At 50.3% G+C, this 16,815-nt stretch carries 12 protein-coding genes; 10 read left to right on the top strand and 2 right to left on the bottom strand.

Annotation, left to right across the window (positions count from 1 at the left end; all coding sequences use genetic code 11):
- The first annotated feature begins 171 nt into the window (after window positions 1-171).
- The gene (locus MUB35_RS07375; RefSeq protein ID WP_244805965.1) at window positions 172-1,224 is read left to right on the top strand and encodes an HD-GYP domain-containing protein; all 1,053 of its coding nucleotides are present in this window, start codon (window positions 172-174) and stop codon (window positions 1,222-1,224) included.
- A 77-nt stretch (window positions 1,225-1,301) separates the two neighbouring features.
- On the opposite strand, the gene MUB35_RS07370 is transcribed toward MUB35_RS07375, so the two are convergent.
- A complete protein-coding gene (locus MUB35_RS07370; RefSeq protein ID WP_103732494.1) occupies window positions 1,302-2,276 on the bottom strand; it encodes an AraC family transcriptional regulator in 975 nt (324 codons plus the stop codon).
- A gap of 162 nt (window positions 2,277-2,438) precedes the next feature.
- On the opposite strand from MUB35_RS07370, the gene rhaB reads away from it, so the two are divergent.
- The 7 genes from rhaB to MUB35_RS07335 all read left to right on the top strand — a co-directional run bounded on the left by rhaB (window position 2,439) and on the right by MUB35_RS07335 (window position 12,776).
- Window positions 2,439-3,839, top strand: coding sequence for a rhamnulokinase (gene rhaB / locus MUB35_RS07365; RefSeq protein ID WP_244805964.1), 1,401 nt, complete (start codon window positions 2,439-2,441; stop codon window positions 3,837-3,839).
- Window positions 3,840-3,883: 44 nt separating this feature from the next.
- The gene (locus MUB35_RS07360) at window positions 3,884-5,137 is read left to right on the top strand and encodes an L-rhamnose isomerase (protein ID WP_033142322.1); all 1,254 of its coding nucleotides are present in this window, start codon (window positions 3,884-3,886) and stop codon (window positions 5,135-5,137) included.
- 79 nt (window positions 5,138-5,216) lie between these two features.
- Complete coding sequence (gene rhaD / locus MUB35_RS07355) at window positions 5,217-6,044, top strand: rhamnulose-1-phosphate aldolase (RefSeq protein ID WP_103731696.1); 828 nt, start codon at window positions 5,217-5,219, stop codon at window positions 6,042-6,044.
- A gap of 253 nt (window positions 6,045-6,297) precedes the next feature.
- Window positions 6,298-9,576, top strand: coding sequence for a response regulator (locus MUB35_RS07350; RefSeq protein ID WP_244805963.1), 3,279 nt, complete (start codon window positions 6,298-6,300; stop codon window positions 9,574-9,576).
- Between the two features lie 31 nt (window positions 9,577-9,607).
- Entirely contained in the window at window positions 9,608-10,642 is a 1,035-nt protein-coding gene (locus MUB35_RS07345; protein WP_033142324.1) for a Gfo/Idh/MocA family protein, read from the top strand.
- Between the two features lie 140 nt (window positions 10,643-10,782).
- The gene (locus MUB35_RS07340; protein ID WP_244805962.1) at window positions 10,783-11,712 is read left to right on the top strand and encodes a DUF2156 domain-containing protein; all 930 of its coding nucleotides are present in this window, start codon (window positions 10,783-10,785) and stop codon (window positions 11,710-11,712) included.
- 8 nt (window positions 11,713-11,720) lie between these two features.
- Window positions 11,721-12,776, top strand: a complete 1,056-nt coding sequence (locus MUB35_RS07335) for a GNAT family N-acetyltransferase (RefSeq protein ID WP_244805961.1) — start codon at window positions 11,721-11,723, stop codon at window positions 12,774-12,776.
- Between the two features lie 110 nt (window positions 12,777-12,886).
- On the opposite strand, the gene MUB35_RS07330 is transcribed toward MUB35_RS07335, so the two are convergent.
- Window positions 12,887-13,276, bottom strand: coding sequence for a desulfoferrodoxin family protein (locus tag MUB35_RS07330; protein ID WP_033142327.1), 390 nt, complete (start codon window positions 13,274-13,276; stop codon window positions 12,887-12,889).
- A 217-nt stretch (window positions 13,277-13,493) separates the two neighbouring features.
- Between MUB35_RS07330 and MUB35_RS07325 the strand changes: the two genes are divergently transcribed.
- A complete protein-coding gene (locus MUB35_RS07325; protein WP_103731693.1) occupies window positions 13,494-14,588 on the top strand; it encodes a 2-oxoacid:acceptor oxidoreductase family protein in 1,095 nt (364 codons plus the stop codon).
- Window positions 14,588-16,813, top strand: a complete 2,226-nt coding sequence (locus tag MUB35_RS07320) for a thiamine pyrophosphate-dependent enzyme (protein ID WP_244805960.1) — start codon at window positions 14,588-14,590, stop codon at window positions 16,811-16,813. Before MUB35_RS07325 ends, MUB35_RS07320 begins: the two co-directional genes overlap by 1 nt.
- Window positions 16,814-16,815: the final 2 nt, after the last annotated feature.

The following is a 16,815-nucleotide window of genomic DNA, read 5'->3' as shown; positions in this document are numbered from 1 at the left end:
TGAATTTTTTATATTATAGGATATAGCGCTTGACAGTTTTCAGCAAGAGAAGTTAAACTGATAGAAGTGAAGGATTTACCAAGGAAAAAGTGTATGAAAGGATTAATGCACGATGGACAATAGATGTGGGAGTTCTTCTGAAGGTTTTCGGGAGGAGGCATTGGGGCGTTTATGAACAGCAGACAGACAATTCTGATCGTAGATGATGTGGAAATGAACCGTGCGATTTTGGATGCCACCTTTTCGGAAGACTACAGAATCTTAGAAGCTGAGAACGGAAAGCAGGCCATGGAGCTTATCATGGAGCAGCAGGACAGGCTTGCCGCCATACTGCTTGACGTAATTATGCCTGTTATGGATGGATTTGAAGTGCTGGAAGAGATGCAGAAGCTGGAGCTTACGCATAAGATCCCTGTCTTTCTGATAACTGCAGAGAACTCTCAGGAAGTATTGAAAAGAGGGTATGAGCTGGGCGTTGTGGATATTATCGGAAAACCAATCATTCCCTTCTTTATCCGCCGAAGGATCGGTAATGTGATACGGCTCAATAACATTGTGAATGAGCAGGAAGCCCTGCTCCGGGAACAGGCCCAGGAGATTCGGGAACTGAACAGCTCTATCATCGAGACACTTTCCACAGCGATTGAGTTCCGGGACTGTGAATCCGGCGAGCATGTTACAAGAATCCGGGATCTGACACTGATTCTCCTGCATGTTATCAAGGATCTGGACCCCTCCTGCAGTATTGAGGAGAATGACCTGCCGATGATAGCAGATGCTGCAGTCATGCACGATGTGGGCAAAATAGCCATTCCCGACGGAATTCTCAATAAACCGGGCAGGCTTACAGCAGAAGAATTTGAGATCATGAAGACGCATACCATACGGGGATGCGAGCTTCTGGACAGTGTACCACGGTTCCGTGAGAACCCTGTGTACAAATACGCGTATGATATCTGCCGGCATCACCATGAGAGGTGGGACGGACGGGGATATCCGGACGGGCTGAAAGAAAATGAGATATCCATCCAGGCGCAGGTAGTATCTGTAGCGGATGTCTATGACGCTTTAGTCAGCGACCGTGTATACAAAAAGGCATATTCCCATGAGACTGCATATAAGATGATACGCAACGGGGAATGCGGCTGCTTCAGCCCCCTTCTGATGGAGGGACTGAGCAGGGCAAAAGATAAGATGAAAGCGCTCTATAAGAGAGTAAAGTAGAAAGGTGCATCTGCACCGGCGTTTGAACGGACGCCGGGAGATGCGCCTTTTTGACTGTTCTGCCCGGTGCAGGAAACTCAGCGGGATTCCGGTTCCCTGGAAAGACGGTAGCAGCGGGGAGACATGCCGAAGCGGGCCTTAAATATCTTATAGAAATAGCTGAAGTTGTGGTATCCCACATTCAGACCGATATCCGTCACGGACAGGGATGTGTTCTGGAGCAGATAGGCTGCCTGGTTCAGCCGCTTTTCCTGGAGCAGGTCCTTGTAATTTTTTCCTGTATGGCGCTTGATGATACGGCTGAGCCAGTAGAGGTCATAGCCCAGTTCCTGTGCAAGCTCAGACAATTCCCCATCGCTGTAATGTTCCTCGATATACTGAAAGACAGTGAGCAGCAGTTCCTGTTCATAATTCTCCCGTCCGATCTCCGCTTTGTCGATATAGTTCATGAGCTGCAGAAAGAGCAGACCCATGGTGACCTGGTTGGAGCTTCTTTTGTTGGGCTGCTTGTTGTGCAGGGTCCAGATAAGATTTTCCACAAGGTTCTGGATAGGCAGAATATCTGCCACCTTAAAGTGGAGATAATGGACATTCTGGCTGCCGTTTTTCAGGCATTCGATGATGAATGTCCGCAGCATATTATCCTCCGTACCGATCATATCAAGAGGCTGGCCGAAGAACTCAGGCAGTATGATAAAATTGACGGCAATGTCGTCATATCCTGCAGGAAATATTTCCTGGGTGGCAGTCTGACTTAAAAAGAGCAGTTCCCCGGTGCCGAGAAGAACCTCCGAGCCGTTTATCAGGTGGCGGGTGCTGCCGGAACACATATAGATCATCTCCACGTAATTGTGGTTATGTTTCGGGAAATGGACAAAGCGGGTATGAGGGCGGATCTGCAGCAGTTTCCCGTGCTCCAGCAGCTTTTTATTGTCAATGGTCATGGAATGCTCAAGATTGTAGAGGGAGGGATTGATTCCCTTCTGCCCGTTGAGCAGTGCCTGCTCCTCCGGTGTTATCTTTTTCAGTTCTTTTAACAATTCCTGGTTCATGGCCTTCCTCCCTCCTATGGAATCCTTCTGTATCTATAGTAATATGCAGGAGAAAAAAATGCAATCCGCAGACTGCAAATAAGGTTATAAAATTATGCAAACCGTGTACTTTTTCTTTTGTGTTATTTCCGATAAAATGGGAGCATAAGGAGGTCGGAAAGGATGACAGAATATTATCTGGCGGTGGACATCGGGGCGTCCAGCGGACGCCACATTCTGGGCCATATGGAGCAGGGACGTATGGTGATGGAGGAAATGCACCGTTTCTATAACGGGCTCACCGTGAAGGACGGGGAAGCCTGCTGGGACCTGGATCAGTTATTTGAGGAAATCAAGACAGGACTTAAAAAATGCAGGGAGGCCGGGAAGATACCTGTGAGTATGGGAATCGACACCTGGGCTGTGGACTTTGTGCTTTTAGATGATACGGACAAGGTTCTGGGAAACGCAGTGGGATACCGGGATAAAAGGACAGAGGGCATGGACAGGCTTGTCTATGAGGTACTTCCGGAGCAGGAGCTGTATGGAAGGACAGGAATCCAGAAACAGATCTTTAACACGATCTATCAGCTCATGGCTGTGAAGAAAAAACATCCGGAATGTCTGGAAAAGGCATCTGCCATGCTCCTGGTGCCCGACTATTTCCAGTTTCTGCTCACAGGCAGAAAGGCGTCTGAGTACACCAATGCCACCACAACCCAGCTTGTGAGTCCAAAGACAAAGGACTGGGATTTTGAGCTGATTGATATGCTGGGATATCCCCGGCGGATTTTTCAGCCTGTGGTAAAGCCGGGCACGGTACTGGGGAATTTTACGGAGGAGATACAAAGGGAAGTGGGATTTGACTGTCAGGTCATTCTGCCCGCTACCCATGATACGGGGTCCGCAGTTCTGGCTGTGCCTTCCAATGAGGATAAAACTTTGTACATAAGCTCAGGCACCTGGTCCTTGATGGGAGTGGAGCGAAAGGAAGCGGACTGTTCGGAGAAAAGCCGAGGGCTGAATTTTACCAATGAGGGCGGCTATGATCACAGGTTCCGTTATCTGAAAAATATCATGGGGCTGTGGATGATCCAGTCTCTCAAAAAAGAACTGCAGGACGCCTATTCCTTTGCCGGGCTGTGCGAAATGGCATCCGGGGAGACGATTTCCTCCCTGGTGGACTGCAACGACAGCCGTTTTCTGGCACCGGAATCTATGATCAAGGCCGTACAGGAATACTGTGAGGAGACGGGACAGCAGATTCCGAAGACACCGGGACAGCTTGCGTGTGTCATTTACAGAAGCCTTGCGCAGTGTTACGGAAAAACCGTGAGGGAGATAGAGGAAATGACAGGGGTGCATTATAAGAAGCTCCACGTGGTAGGCGGCGGTGCCAATGCCGGGTATCTGAACCGGCTCACTGCAGCCAGCACCGGAAAAACGGTACTGGCAGGTCCTACGGAGGCAACTGCTATCGGCAACCTGATGGTGCAGATGATGGCAAAGGGAGTTCTGGCAGATTTAAAAGCAGCCAGACAGTGTGTCTATGATTCTTTTGAGATGAAAATATATGAGCCGTGAAAACAGTATTTTAAAAATAACAGGAAAGTCAGGAGGAAAACAATATGACGACAGAACAGAGATATGAATCCGCCAGAGAGATTTATAAAAATATAGGAGTTGATACAGACAGGGCAGTGGAGACACTGAAGAACATCCACATTTCCATGCATTGCTGGCAGGGGGATGATGTGCAGGGATTTGACCATGAAGGGCCATTATCCGGCGGTATCCAGACAACAGGCAACTACCCGGGAAAGGCAGCTACACCCCAGGAACTTATGGATGACATTGACAAGGCACTGAGCCTGATCCCGGGAAAGCACAAGCTGAATCTGCATGCCAATTACGCTGTCTTTGAGGATGGGGAGTTCGTGGACAGGGATGCCCTGGAGCCAAAACATTTTCGGAAATGGGTGGAGTTTGCAAAAGAAAGAGGCATGGGACTTGACTTCAATCCCACATTTTTCTCCCATGAGAAGGCAGAGAGCTTTACACTTTCAAGCCCGGATGAGGAGATCCGCCAGTTCTGGATCCGCCACGGACAGGCCTGCATCCGCATTTCCCAGTATTTTGCAGAGGAACTGGGCCAGCCCTGCGTGATGAATATCTGGATTCCGGACGGCTATAAGGACGTACCGGCTGACCGTCTGTCTCCCAGGGCCAGATTTAAGGATTCTCTGGACCAGATCTTATCCATTGACTATGACAGGTCAAAGGTCTATGTATGCCTGGAATCCAAGGTGTTCGGCATCGGTATGGAATCCTATACGGTGGGGTCCAGTGAGTTCTGCATCAATTATGCAGCCAACAATGGGATCTTAAGTCTGATGGACAACGGGCATTATCATCCCACAGAAGTGGTTTCCGATAAGATTCCGGCCATGCTTTTATTTAATGAGAAGCTTGCCCTTCATGTGACAAGGCCGGTGCGCTGGGATTCTGACCATGTAGTGCTGTTTGACGATGAGACAAAAGAGATCGCAAAAGAGATCGTGAGGAATGATGCGCTTGACCGCGTATTTTTAGGACTGGATTTCTTTGACGCCAGTATCAACCGTATCAGTGCATGGGTAGTGGGAATGCGGAATATGCAGAAAGCGTTTCTGTTTGCACTGCTCCAGCCCAATGATAAGCTGAAAGAACTGCAGAATAACGGTGAATTCACAGAGCTTATGATGCTCCAGGAAGAGCTGAAGCTGTATCCGTTTGGGGATGTCTGGAATTATTTCTGCGGACAGTGCAGCGTTCCGGAAAAAGAGGACTGGTTTAAAGAAGTGCAGCAGTATGAAAATGAGGTGCTCAGCAAACGCGCATAGCAGACCGCAGCGGCTGCAGGGAAACATGTCCGGCAAAAGGCATGGTTATCCGCAGAGGAGAAAGAAAGGAACAGGAAAAATGAGAGTATTAGAAGCAAAATTTGTACAGGGCTTTATGAGAATGGCAGATGACGGCTGGAACCAGGGATGGCATGAGAGAAACGGCGGAAATCTGACTTACCGTATAAAAAAAGAGGAAGCAGAGTCCATAAGGGAAGAGCTGTCAGAGGATGGAGAGTGGAAGGAGATCGGGACAGCGGTTCCCGCACTGGCCGGGGAGTATTTTCTGGTGACAGGGAGCGGGAAGTACTTCCGCAATGTTATGAGCGACCCGGAGGATTCTATTGCCGTGATCGAGCTGGATGACAAGGGTGAAAATTACCGCATCTGCTGGGGGCTGGTGAACGGGGGAAGACCTACCAGTGAACTGCCGTCCCATCTGATGAATCATGAGGTAAAGATGCAGGCGACCGGCGGGAAGCACAGGGTGATCTACCATGCGCATACTACAAATGTGATCGCACTTACATTTGTTCTGCCGTTGAAGGATGAAGTGTTTACCAGGGAGCTGTGGGAAATGGCAACCGAGTGTCCTGTGGTATTCCCGGATGGAATCGGCGTTGTGGGCTGGATGGTACCGGGCGGAAGAGAGATAGCGGTTGCTACCAGCGAACTGATGAAAAAGTATGATGTGGCTGTTTGGGCGCACCATGGGATGTTTTGCTCAGGGGAGGATTTTGATCTGACTTTTGGGCTGATGCATACAGTTGAAAAGTCGGCGGAGATTCTGGTGAAGATGCTGTCTATGAGGCCGGATAAGCTGCAGACGATCACTGCGGAGAATTTCAGGGATTTGGCGGTGGATTTTAAGGTGGAGCTGCCGGAGAGATTTTTGTTTGAAAAATAGAGGGAAGAGGCTTACTCTGGGGGACCGGAGGGGCCTCTTTTTTGGGCCCCTCTGCCAGCCGCCTTCTGCCGTACCCCTTTCACCTGGTTTTATAGGGCGGTAAGTGAGATGAGAAGAGGAGGGATTTTTTTGAGTTTCTTAAATATGGAGGATGGGAGGGATTTTTTATGGAATCCTGCCGGATTAAATGATACAATAGTATCATTAGGGAAATGGGAACGGCCGGGGTGACGGTTTGTAAGGAGATAATCGTATGTATGATGAGATGCAGGAGAGAGTAGAGGGGTTTGCTTCGCTGATTTTGAGAAGATATTTTTGTGAGTCGGATGTGGAGTTTCTGATATCTACGTTTGATGACGATATTGTCTGGCTGGGGGCCGGGCCGCAGCAGCGGGCAGAGGGGAAGGAGGCTGTGGCAGCCTGTTTTCTGGAGGGCAGGGAAGATCTGGCGCGCTGTTATATGTACGGGGAGCGGTATGTGACAAGGGCGCTTTCCGGGGATTGCTTTCTCTGTGAGGGGGACAGCTGGATTCAGCCGGGAGAGGATACCGGGCTGTATTTTAAGACGCATCAGAGGATTACATTTATCTTCCGGTTAGTGGGGGATGAGCTGAAGACGGTTCATATCCATAATTCCGTGGATTTTTCAGATATCCAGGAGGGAGAGCTGTTTCCGGTTCAGGCGGGCAGGGATGCTTACAGAAAGCTGGAAGAAAAGCTGGCGGATAAGGACAGGCAGATAGAGCTGATGCTGTCTCAGCTTCCCGGCGGAATGATGATCTGCCGCAGGGATGAGGTGTATTCTGCCAAGTGGATCAGTGATAATTTGTGCAGTCTCATGGGCTATGTGGGGCCTGAGGAATTCAGCGAGTGTACTAAAAACTGCTGCAGGGGCTTTATACTGCCGGAAGATTACAGCGGTATGAGGAGGATGGCAGAAGAAAGTCTGGCAAAGAGTGATCTCTATTATGTGGAATACCGTGTCATGAAAAAGGACGGAAGCTGGTTCTGGGCATCGGACATGGGGAAACGTGTGTGGGATGAGGACGGGGAGGAAGTGATCTACTGCTTCATCGCGGATATATCAGAGAAGAAGGAGAGAGAACTCCAGGCTGAACTGGCGGGAAGAGAAGCTGCCCGGCAGACACGTTTTCTCATGCAGCTTTATGATTCCATACCCTGCGGTATTCTGCAGTTTGAACCGGAGCCGCCGTACCGCATCGTCAATGTCAACCGGAGAGTCTGGGAATCTTACGGCTATGAATCTGAGAAGGAGTACAGAGAAAAATACTATAGTCCGCTTCTGATGGTTCTGGAAGACGAGAGGAAGAAAATAGAAAAGAAGATCCTCAGCCTGCGTGTGGGGGGCGGTACCGTGACCTACACAAGACAGGCAAGAAGAAAAGACGGGGCGCCTATATGGATCAGTGTGATCATGGAACGTCTGGTCAATGCGGACGGCGTGGATGTTGTGCAGGCTATCTTTACGGATATTACGCGGATGCATCTTCTGCAGGCAGCGCAGGAGCTGGAGCAGAGAATTGAAAACCAGTCCCTGCGGGCAGCTACCTGCACGGCATATCCTCTGATCATGAGTGTTAACCTGACCAAGAATACTTACAACTGTTTTATTGAGGAACAGTACTGCCCGTTTGCCAGGACCGGGAATTATGAAGAGATGCAGAAACGGACGCTGGAGGATATCTATCCCTCTTACAGAGAAGATTTTGAGAAATTTTCCGGAAGGGAATCCGTTCTGAAACGGTTTAAAAACGGCGAGCGGGAGCTTTACATGGAAATGCAGGAAAAGGGCCACGACGGAAAATACCACTGGATATCCATACAGCTTATCTGCGTGGACAATCCTGTAGGGACAGATGTACTGGCCATAGAGCTGGTGAAGGTGCTTGACAGCCAGAGAGCAGAGCAGGCCAGACAGGAGCAGCTCTTACGTGATGCACTGGCAGCAGCCAAAGCGGCAAACAGCGCCAAATCGGACTTCCTGTCCAGAATGAGCCATGATATCAGAACTCCCATGAACGCCATTATCGGCATGAGCACCATCGGACAGATGAAAATTGAGGAAACACCCAGAGTCCAGGACTGTTTCCGGAAAATTGACGCTTCATCCAGATATCTGCTGTCCCTGATTAACGATATTCTGGATATGTCCAGGATAGAGACCGGAAAAATGGAGATCAACAGCAGAAAATTTAATTTCGCTGAGCTGTACGAAGAAATCTCCTCCATTATCTATCCCCAGGCTGTGGAGGCAATGATAGATTTTGAGGCCCGGCAGATCGAACCCATTGAACATTACTATGTGGGGGATGCCCTGAGGATCAAACAGATACTTATGAATCTGCTGTCCAATGCCCTGAAGTTCACACCGGCAGGGGGAAAGATCCTTGTGTGTACCCGGGAGGAAAAACGTACCAATGGACATGCCTATGTATGCCTTATGGTTGAGGATAACGGCATTGGTATGTCGGAGGAATTTATGAAGCGCATTTTCCAGCCCTTTGAGCAGGAGAGTTCAGAGAGCGCCAGAAACAATGTGGGCAGCGGCCTTGGGCTTTCCATTGTCTATAATCTGGTCCAGCTTATGGGCGGCAGTATCCGGGCGGAGAGCCGTAAGGGCGAGGGAAGCAGATTTACGGTATGCCTTCCTCTCGGTCTGGTGGAGGACGATGAGGAGGAAGAGTACAGACGGAAGACCAGAGAGCTTATGAAAGATGTGGAGGTTCTGGTGGTGGATGACGATGAGCTGGTGTGTGAGCAGACATCCGCCATTCTGGAGGAGATAGGCGCCCACTCCATCTGGGTGACTTCCGGCCGTGAGGCTGTAAAGCAGGTCAGTGATGCCGTTTCAGAGGGAAGGACCATAGATGTGGCCATGATTGACTGGAGGATGCCGGATATGGACGGTGTTGAGACAACACGCCGCATCCGGGCACTGACCGGGACAGAGACCATGATCATCATCATATCTGCATACGACTGGAGCAGCATAGAGGAGGAGGCCAGACAGGCAGGGGCCAATTTCTTTATCGCAAAGCCACTTTTCCGTTCCACTATTTTTGATACGTTCTCCAGGCTGGGGACAGCGTGCGGGGTGAGCAGGGAAGCGGAGATGGAAAAACAGGATTTTGGGGACCGCCGCGTTCTTCTGGTGGAAGACAATGACCTGAACCGGGAGATCGCCCAGTCTCTTCTGGAGATGCATGGAATACAGACAGATACAGCCGAAAACGGTGCTGAGGCTGTAGCGGCATTTGAAAAGGCACCGAAAGGGTATTATTCAGCGGTACTGATGGATATCCGTATGCCGGTCATGAACGGTCTGGAGGCTTGCAGAAGAATACGGGATCTGGAAAAACACAAAGGGGGAATGGTCCCGATTCTGGCCATGACGGCAAATGCGTTTGATGAGGACAAGGCGCAGGCCTATGAGGCGGGAATGACGGGATATCTGGTGAAGCCGCTGGAGGTAAAGGCACTTTTGGAGGAGCTGCAGGCAATCTGGCAGTAAGAGAGAATCGTTTTTACAGGAGGGAATTTTTATGGAGTTGAAGAAAATCAGAATGGGTATTGTGGGGGCAGGCACCTGGGGACAGACACACGCATCTATCTATGCGGAGCATATCTGCGCTGATCCCGTAGCTATCTGTGACAGCAGGGAGGAGCGCGCCAGAGAGATCGCGGATAAATACGGGATCGGGAAGGTGTACACAGACTATCACAGTCTGGCAGCAGACCCGGATGTGGACGCGGTAGCCATTGTAACGCCGGACTTTGCCCATGCGGACATTGCGGTGGCAATGGCAAATGCGGGCAAGGATATTTTGATCGAAAAACCACTGGCAACCACCAGGGAGGACATTGAGAGGATCTGCAAGGCCGTGCGGGAGAACCATGTGCGCTGCATGGTGGACCTGCACAACCGGTGGAATCCTCCCTTCAACACAGCCAAGCAGGAGGTGGAGTCGGGAAAACTGGGAACACCTTACACAGGCTATATTCGCCACAGCGATGTAAAATGGGTGGCGACCGATATGCTTTCCTGGGCTTCCAGGTCCTCAATCCTCTGGTTTCTGGGCAGCCACAGCCTTGACACTCTGCGCTGGATCTTCCAGGATGAGGTAAAACGTGTCTACGCTGTGAAGCGGAAAGGAATCCTGGAGGAAATGGGCGTGGATACCGATGATATCTACCTGACCACCATAGAGTTTGAGCACGGCGGCATCGCCCATATGGAAAACGGATGGATCACCCCCAATGGAAATACTAATGTGAATGATTACAAATTCAGCGTTCTCTGCACAAAAGGCATGATCAATATGGATCTGTCCAGTCATAACCTGATCCAGGAGGTGACGGAGGAGAAAGCCAGCACGCCGGATATCCTGGTATCCAACCGGGTCTTTGACCGCTGCAAGGGACTTTCCTATGAAAGTATCCGCGATTTTATTGACCGCCTGGTGGACGGCAGAGAGTTCCGTGTCTCCATGGAGGATGCCAGAAGAACCGCCATCGCCATTTTGGCTATTATGGAATCAGCAGAAAAAGGCATGCCGGTGGAGGTGCATTACGATTAAAATGTGACGAAGTCCCTTTTCATATTTCTGAATATAGTATATAATCTGAAAAAAATGTTATAGATAAACATATACGGTCAGCGCAGTAAGTGCGCAGGCCTGTTGGACAGATACTATGATTTTCAGATATGGAGGACAGAATGGATTTACATTTTAAACCGGTAGAAGCAGAAGATATAGACAGACTCACCCCTCTTTTTTGCAGGCGGCCGAATAAAACGTGTGACAGCGTGTTTCTGGACAGCTTCATCTGGAGCAAACTTTACGGTGTCCGTTTTGCAGTCAGTGACGGCAGGGCGATTCAGTGGCTGATGGAGAACGACGGCATTACAGGGACAGCTATGCCGATCTGCGGTCAGGAAGATCTGGAACATTACTTTGGTGAGATTGTGGAGTATTTTAATACAGTGCTGAAGAAACCTTTATACATCCATCTTGCCGATGAGGAGGCAGTGATGGCTCTTGGGCTTATGGAGCAGAAAGACAGATTTCTTGTGACAGAGCAGGAGGATTTGAAGGATTATCTGTATGACGGGGATGCTATGAGGAGATTGTCCGGAAAGAAGCTGCATAAGAAAAAAAATCATCTCAACGGATTTAAGAGGGCATATGAGGGCAGGTATGAATACCGCCGTCTCTGCTGTTCCGACAGAGGGGATGTGTGGAAATTCCTGGACCACTGGAGAGAGCAGAAGGGGGAGGAAGTGGAAGAACACCTGGACTACGAGGTGGAAGGCATACATGAGATCCTGAAGAACTGCTCCAATCTCCAGGTCCGCATGGGCGGTGTCTATATTGACGGCAAATTGGAAGCGTTCACCATTGGCAGCTATAATCCGCTGGAGAATATGGCAGTGATTCATATAGAGAAGGCCAACCCTGAGATACGCGGACTGTACCAGTTCATTAACCAGCAGTTTCTTCTGGCTGAATTTCCGGAGGCAGAGCTTATAAACCGCGAGGATGACCTGGGCATCGAAGGGCTGAGAAAGGCGAAGATGTCTTACAATCCCGTGGGATTTGCCAGAAAATATGAAGTCAGACAGATTGATTTCAAGGCAGAAGTGTGAGGTGCGGCATGGAAGTGCGGTATCTGGACAGTTCTGAGAAAAAAAGGTGCAGGAGTCTCTGGGAGGAGGCATTCCCGGAGGATTCGGCATCTTTTGTGGATTATTATATGGAAGAAAAGACAAAGGACAACCGGATTCTGGTTCTTGAGGAAAACGGCAGAATCCTCTCCATGCTCCACAGAAATCCCTATGAGGTCTATGCAGGGGACAGGCTGTGGAAATGCGATTATATCGTAGGCGTTGCCACAGCAGAGGCTGGGCGGCGAAGAGGATATATGCGCAGGCTTATGGAGCGGGCGCTGGCGGATATGAGAGCAGAGGGGATGCCCTTTTCCTTTCTCATGCCCGCGGCAAAAGAGATTTATCTTCCTTTTGGTTTTACTTTTATTTTTGACCAGCCTGAATGGGAACTGCCGGCAATGCGGATTCAGGACAGCACACTGGCAGTGCGGCAGATCACCGGTGGTGCATCAGAGGAACTTATGGAGAGCGCAGGCAGATGGATGGAACGGTGGCTTGGAAAGAGGTATGAAGTTTTCACCAGACGTGATGCGGAATATATGAGGCGTCTTGTAAAAGAGATGGAAAGTGAGAACGGAACTTTGGAGGAGATTCAGGAGAAGGGGAAAACCGCCGGTTTTTTGGGGACATGGGGCCTTGACGGGCAGGAGCAGCGCCTTCTGCTGGCAGAACCTCCCCTGTTACGGGAAAAGGGCAGGGCCAGACCCGCTGTTATGGCAAGGATCGTGAGCCTGCCTGATTTTGTGAAGGTGATCCGCCTGGTGGAGGAAGCGCCTGCAGAACGTCTGGTCTTCTGTCTGGAAATAACGGATGAGCTGTTAGCGGAGAATCAGGGAGTGTTTCGCTGGACCCTTGACCGGACTGCATCTTTTCTTGAACGTATGTCTGCGGCAGAAGACGGAAAAGACACCTCCGGGATCATAAAAATCCACATCCGGGATCTGACGGCCTGGCTTTTCGGATACCGTGTGCCCGGGAAGCTTCCGGCAGAAGCCGTGTTTATCCGTCCTATCCGGGGTGTGTTTTTAGATGAAGTGGTTTAAGCCGCAACTCCTGCAGACAGTGATGCACGGCCTGTTGAAAACATTTTTCAAAAAAGCTCCGGTTCAAAAGGTTTTACACCCTTTGGACCGAAGCTTTTTTAAGATGCGCTTTAATGGATCTCTGTTTTCCAAAATCCGTGCAGATTACAGTATGCGTAGGCTGCCACGGGTTTGTCCCCCTCTGTGAGGGCAAAGCAGGCTTTGGGATCGCCGTCTGACTTTAAACGAACTCTCTGCAGGCCCTTTTCCGTTTCCAGACAGATAAAGCCGATGCTGTGTTCCTCTGTCATGGGATGGGCAATACTTCCGACATTTACGGTGACCGTATTTCCGTTCTGCTCCACAACCGGAAGATGCTTTTCTGAGGCTCCTTCGGATGTGTTGGCCGTTAATTCCGTCAGCTCTTCTCCGCAGCAGGAAAAGCTGGCTTTTGGATCTGCACAGATGACTTCGATCAGTGTGCTGCATCCTTCTCTGCTGTAAAAATGCGGTTCATTCATAATTTATTACCTCCTTGTCTGTAATAGTTCGGACAAGCCGAACTGTTACGCATCCGGCCATTAAAAATCGCTCCGCGATGGACCGGATGCCTTATAGTCATTCCCACAGAACGTGATGTTTATGTGTTTCCTTTGACATGGTCCGTGCATTCTTTTGGTATAACTTTTGTGATTTTATGGATAATAAGTGGTAACTGAGAAGAAGGAGAGAATGCAAATGGATGAAAAAATAAATCTGCCCATTGTCAACGAAGAGGGATGCTATGAGATTCGCCTGGAGAGTATAGGCGGCCTCGGTGCAAACCTGTGCGGAAAGCTTTTGGGAGAATTGGGGGCATCGTATCTGGGGCTCAACGCATCCAGTTTTTCCAGCTATGGTTCTGAGAAGAGAGGGTCACCGGTAAAGGCATTCATCCGCTGGTGTGCGCCGGACAGGGAAATCCGCATCAGCAGTCCGGTGGAAAAGCCCCATATCCTGGGCCTCTTTCACGAAGCCCTCGCGGGGAAACTGCCGGTCACAGCAGGTGTTCTGGAGGAGACGAAAGTTGTGATCAATTCCCCGGAGTCACCGGAAACGCTCAGGGATGATCTGAAGCTTTACGCAGGCAGTGTCTATGCAGTGGATGCCCTGAAAATCGCCATGGAGAGCAAAAGCCGGGTAAACATGGTGATGCTTGGAGCCATTGTAAAAGCCGCCGGATTCATACCGCCGGAACGGGTGTATGATCTGGTAAGAGACACGGTGGGAAAGAAGTATCCCGCACTTCTGGAGCGGAATCTGGAGGGTGTGAAACGGGGATATGAGTCGGCGGAGGAGGTACATTTTTCTCCTGACGGCAGATATGAAAAGGTTCCCTACACAGAGGTACAGAACCGGTGGGGCTATAAAAATGCTCCGTACGGAGGCGTAAACACCCGCTATGGGAGTACGGTATCCAATGATCTCTCCGCGTCCAGGGAAGGATACATTCCCCTGTTCATCCAGGACAGATGTATCAACTGCGGCCTGTGCGATTCCACATGCCCTGATATGGTCTTTCAGTTCGTGAAGGGGGAATACAAGGGCAGAGAGGCAATGGTCAACAAAGGTCTTGACTATCATCACTGCAAGGGATGCCTGCGGTGTGTGGATGTATGCCCTGTCAACGCTCTGGTGCAGGGGATTGAGAGAGAACACCCGGATAAAAAATGGTTTGTCAGAAACAAGGATCTGATCGTGGATCATCTGGAATTTGAGGATGCAGGGGCAAATTCCTGGGTGACAAGCGATTCTTATCTGGAAGAGCGGAGAATGGATGGAGGGCTGGTTTGATGGAGAGACAGAAAATATTATTTGAAAGCGGAAATGAACTGGCGGCTTATGCGGCAAAACAGATCAATTACCATGTAATGGGCTATTATCCCATCACCCCGTCCACGCAGATCGCGGAATTCCTGGATTTGATGAAGGCAGAAGGAGAACATGATATTTCCCTGATCGCAGCGGAGGGAGAGCACAGTGCAGCAGGTATCTGCTACGGCGCGTCAGCAGCAGGGGCAAGGGTTTTTAATGCTACCAGTGCCAATGGGCTGCTGTACGCGCTGGAACAGCTTCCGGTACAGTCGGGTACCCGTTTTCCCATGGTACTCAATGTGGCCTGCAGGACTGTCTCAGGCCCCTTGTCCATCAAAGGGGACCACAGTGATATTATGTATACGCTGAACACAGGCTGGATCATTTTATTTGCAGATACTCCACAGGCGGTTTATGATATGAATCTGTGTGCCCTTAAAATTGCCGAGTCGGTCAGGCTGCCGGTGATCGTGGCCTTTGACGGATTCTTTACCAGCCACCAGAAGAAAAAATGCTACGTGTTTGAGGATGACAAAACCGTGGGGGATTTTATCGGTGCTTACGATGCCGAATACTCCGTGCTGGATTTGGAACATCCGGTGTCCATTGGCTCCTATATGAATGAACCGGATACGCTCAACAATAAATACCAGCTCCACCTTGCTATGGAACAGGCCCGCAGGGTGATCCCCCAGGTGCTGGAGGATTATGAAACCCTGTCAGGGAGAAAGTACCCGCTGGCGGAAGGCTACAGGAATGAGGATGCGGAGGTGATCTTATTTCTGCTGGGTTCTTCTTATCATACAGCAAAAACAGCGGCTGACCGAATGCGGGAAGAGGGGATACGGGCGGGTGTTGTGACCCTTCACGCCCTGCGGCCTTTCCCTGCGAAGGAACTGTATGAGCTGTGCAGAAGCGCAGTGACTGTGCTGGCAGCAGACCGGCAGGACAGCTACGGTGCCGGAGGAGGCAACATGACACTGGAGCTGAAGGCAGCTCTGAAGGACCACAACAGTAAAGCCAGGGTTTTAAGCCGCGTTTACGGGCTGGGCGGAAGGGATTTCTATGTGCAGGACGCCCTGGAGCTCTTCCGGCAGTGTCTGGACGGACAGGCAGCAGCTTTTGATTACCTGGGGGTCTATCCCGGAGAGGAAGATCTGCAGGTGCAGCAGTATTTTGCCCCGATCAGCAAAGAGGATGCATCACCGGGATATATATCCAGCCGGATGGAGGAGAATGGAACCATAAAAGTGACGGGAGGAAGAGTAAACGAGAGCACAGCCATGCCGAAACGTCTGGCTCCCGGACACGGCGCCTGCCCCGGCTGCGGCATTCCGGTCAATGTAAATCTGCTCTTAAAGGGCATTGAGGGAAATGTGGTGCTTTTGTTTCAGACAGGCTGCGGTATGGTAGTCACAACCTCTTATCCAAAGACCGCTTTCCGTGTTCCCTATATCCACAATCTGTTCCAGAACGGCGCCGCCACGCTGGCAGGAGTTGTGGAGGCTTTCCGGCAGAGGCGGAAGCGGGGAGAACTGCCGGATGAGGAGATCACCTTTGTTATGGTCAGCGGTGACGGCGGTATGGATATCGGCATGGGGTCAGCACTTGGAACTGCTCTCAGAAATGATCATCTGATCATTTTCGAGTATGACAACGGGGGATATATGAATACCGGATACCAATTGTCCTATTCAACACCCAAAGGCGCAAAAAGTTCCACGTCCCATATTGGAAAAGAGCAGTACGGAAAGACATTTTTCCACAAGGATATGCCCATGATCATGGCTGCCGCCAATCTGCCTTACGCAGCTACGGCAGCAGAATCCAATCCGGCAGACTTTATCAAAAAAGCGGCAAAGGCCAGGGAGTATGCGTCCCGTTTCGGCACAGCATATATAAAGACACTGTCCGCCTGTCCTCTGAACTGGGGAGATAAACCGAACACGGAGAGAAGGGTCATTGAAGCTGCTGTGAACTGCTGTTATTTCCCCCTCTATGAGATAGAGAACGGCATTACCACACTGAACTACGATCCGGAGAAACGGAAGAAGAAGATTCCGGTCACAGACTGGCTGCAGCTTATGGGCAGGACACGTCATCTGGCGGAGGAATCCTACAGCCGGGTAGCAGAAGAAATCCAGACAGAGGTGGACAGACGCTGGGAACGCCTGAAGGCCAGAGCGGAACATCCCCTTCTTTAGAC

The sequence above is a fragment of the Blautia sp. NSJ-175 genome (assembly GCF_022867815.1).
GTDB lineage: Bacteria > Bacillota > Clostridia > Lachnospirales > Lachnospiraceae > Blautia > Blautia celeris.
The sequence above is the reverse complement of the archived record's forward strand: the minus strand, read 5'-3'. Positions and strand labels throughout refer to the sequence as shown.

Bases quoted from the DNA above. Each gene is read 5' to 3' on its own strand.
- MUB35_RS07325 (WP_103731693.1), top strand. From the start codon at position 13,494: ATGGATGAAAAAATAAATCTGCCCATTGTCAACGAAGAGGGATGCTAT.
- MUB35_RS07370 (WP_103732494.1), bottom strand. From the start codon at position 2,276: ATGAACCAGGAATTGTTAAAAGAACTGAAAAAGATAACACCGGAGGAG.
- MUB35_RS07350 (WP_244805963.1), top strand. From the start codon at position 6,298: ATGTATGATGAGATGCAGGAGAGAGTAGAGGGGTTTGCTTCGCTGATT.
- MUB35_RS07320 (WP_244805960.1), top strand. From the start codon at position 14,588: ATGGAGAGACAGAAAATATTATTTGAAAGCGGAAATGAACTGGCGGCT.
- MUB35_RS07335 (WP_244805961.1), top strand. From the start codon at position 11,721: ATGGAAGTGCGGTATCTGGACAGTTCTGAGAAAAAAAGGTGCAGGAGT.
- MUB35_RS07340 (WP_244805962.1), top strand. From the start codon at position 10,783: ATGGATTTACATTTTAAACCGGTAGAAGCAGAAGATATAGACAGACTC.
- rhaD (WP_103731696.1), top strand. From the start codon at position 5,217: ATGAGAGTATTAGAAGCAAAATTTGTACAGGGCTTTATGAGAATGGCA.
- MUB35_RS07360 (WP_033142322.1), top strand. From the start codon at position 3,884: ATGACGACAGAACAGAGATATGAATCCGCCAGAGAGATTTATAAAAAT.
- MUB35_RS07345 (WP_033142324.1), top strand. From the start codon at position 9,608: ATGGAGTTGAAGAAAATCAGAATGGGTATTGTGGGGGCAGGCACCTGG.
- MUB35_RS07375 (WP_244805965.1), top strand. From the start codon at position 172: ATGAACAGCAGACAGACAATTCTGATCGTAGATGATGTGGAAATGAAC.
- MUB35_RS07330 (WP_033142327.1), bottom strand. From the start codon at position 13,276: ATGAATGAACCGCATTTTTACAGCAGAGAAGGATGCAGCACACTGATC.
- rhaB (WP_244805964.1), top strand. From the start codon at position 2,439: ATGACAGAATATTATCTGGCGGTGGACATCGGGGCGTCCAGCGGACGC.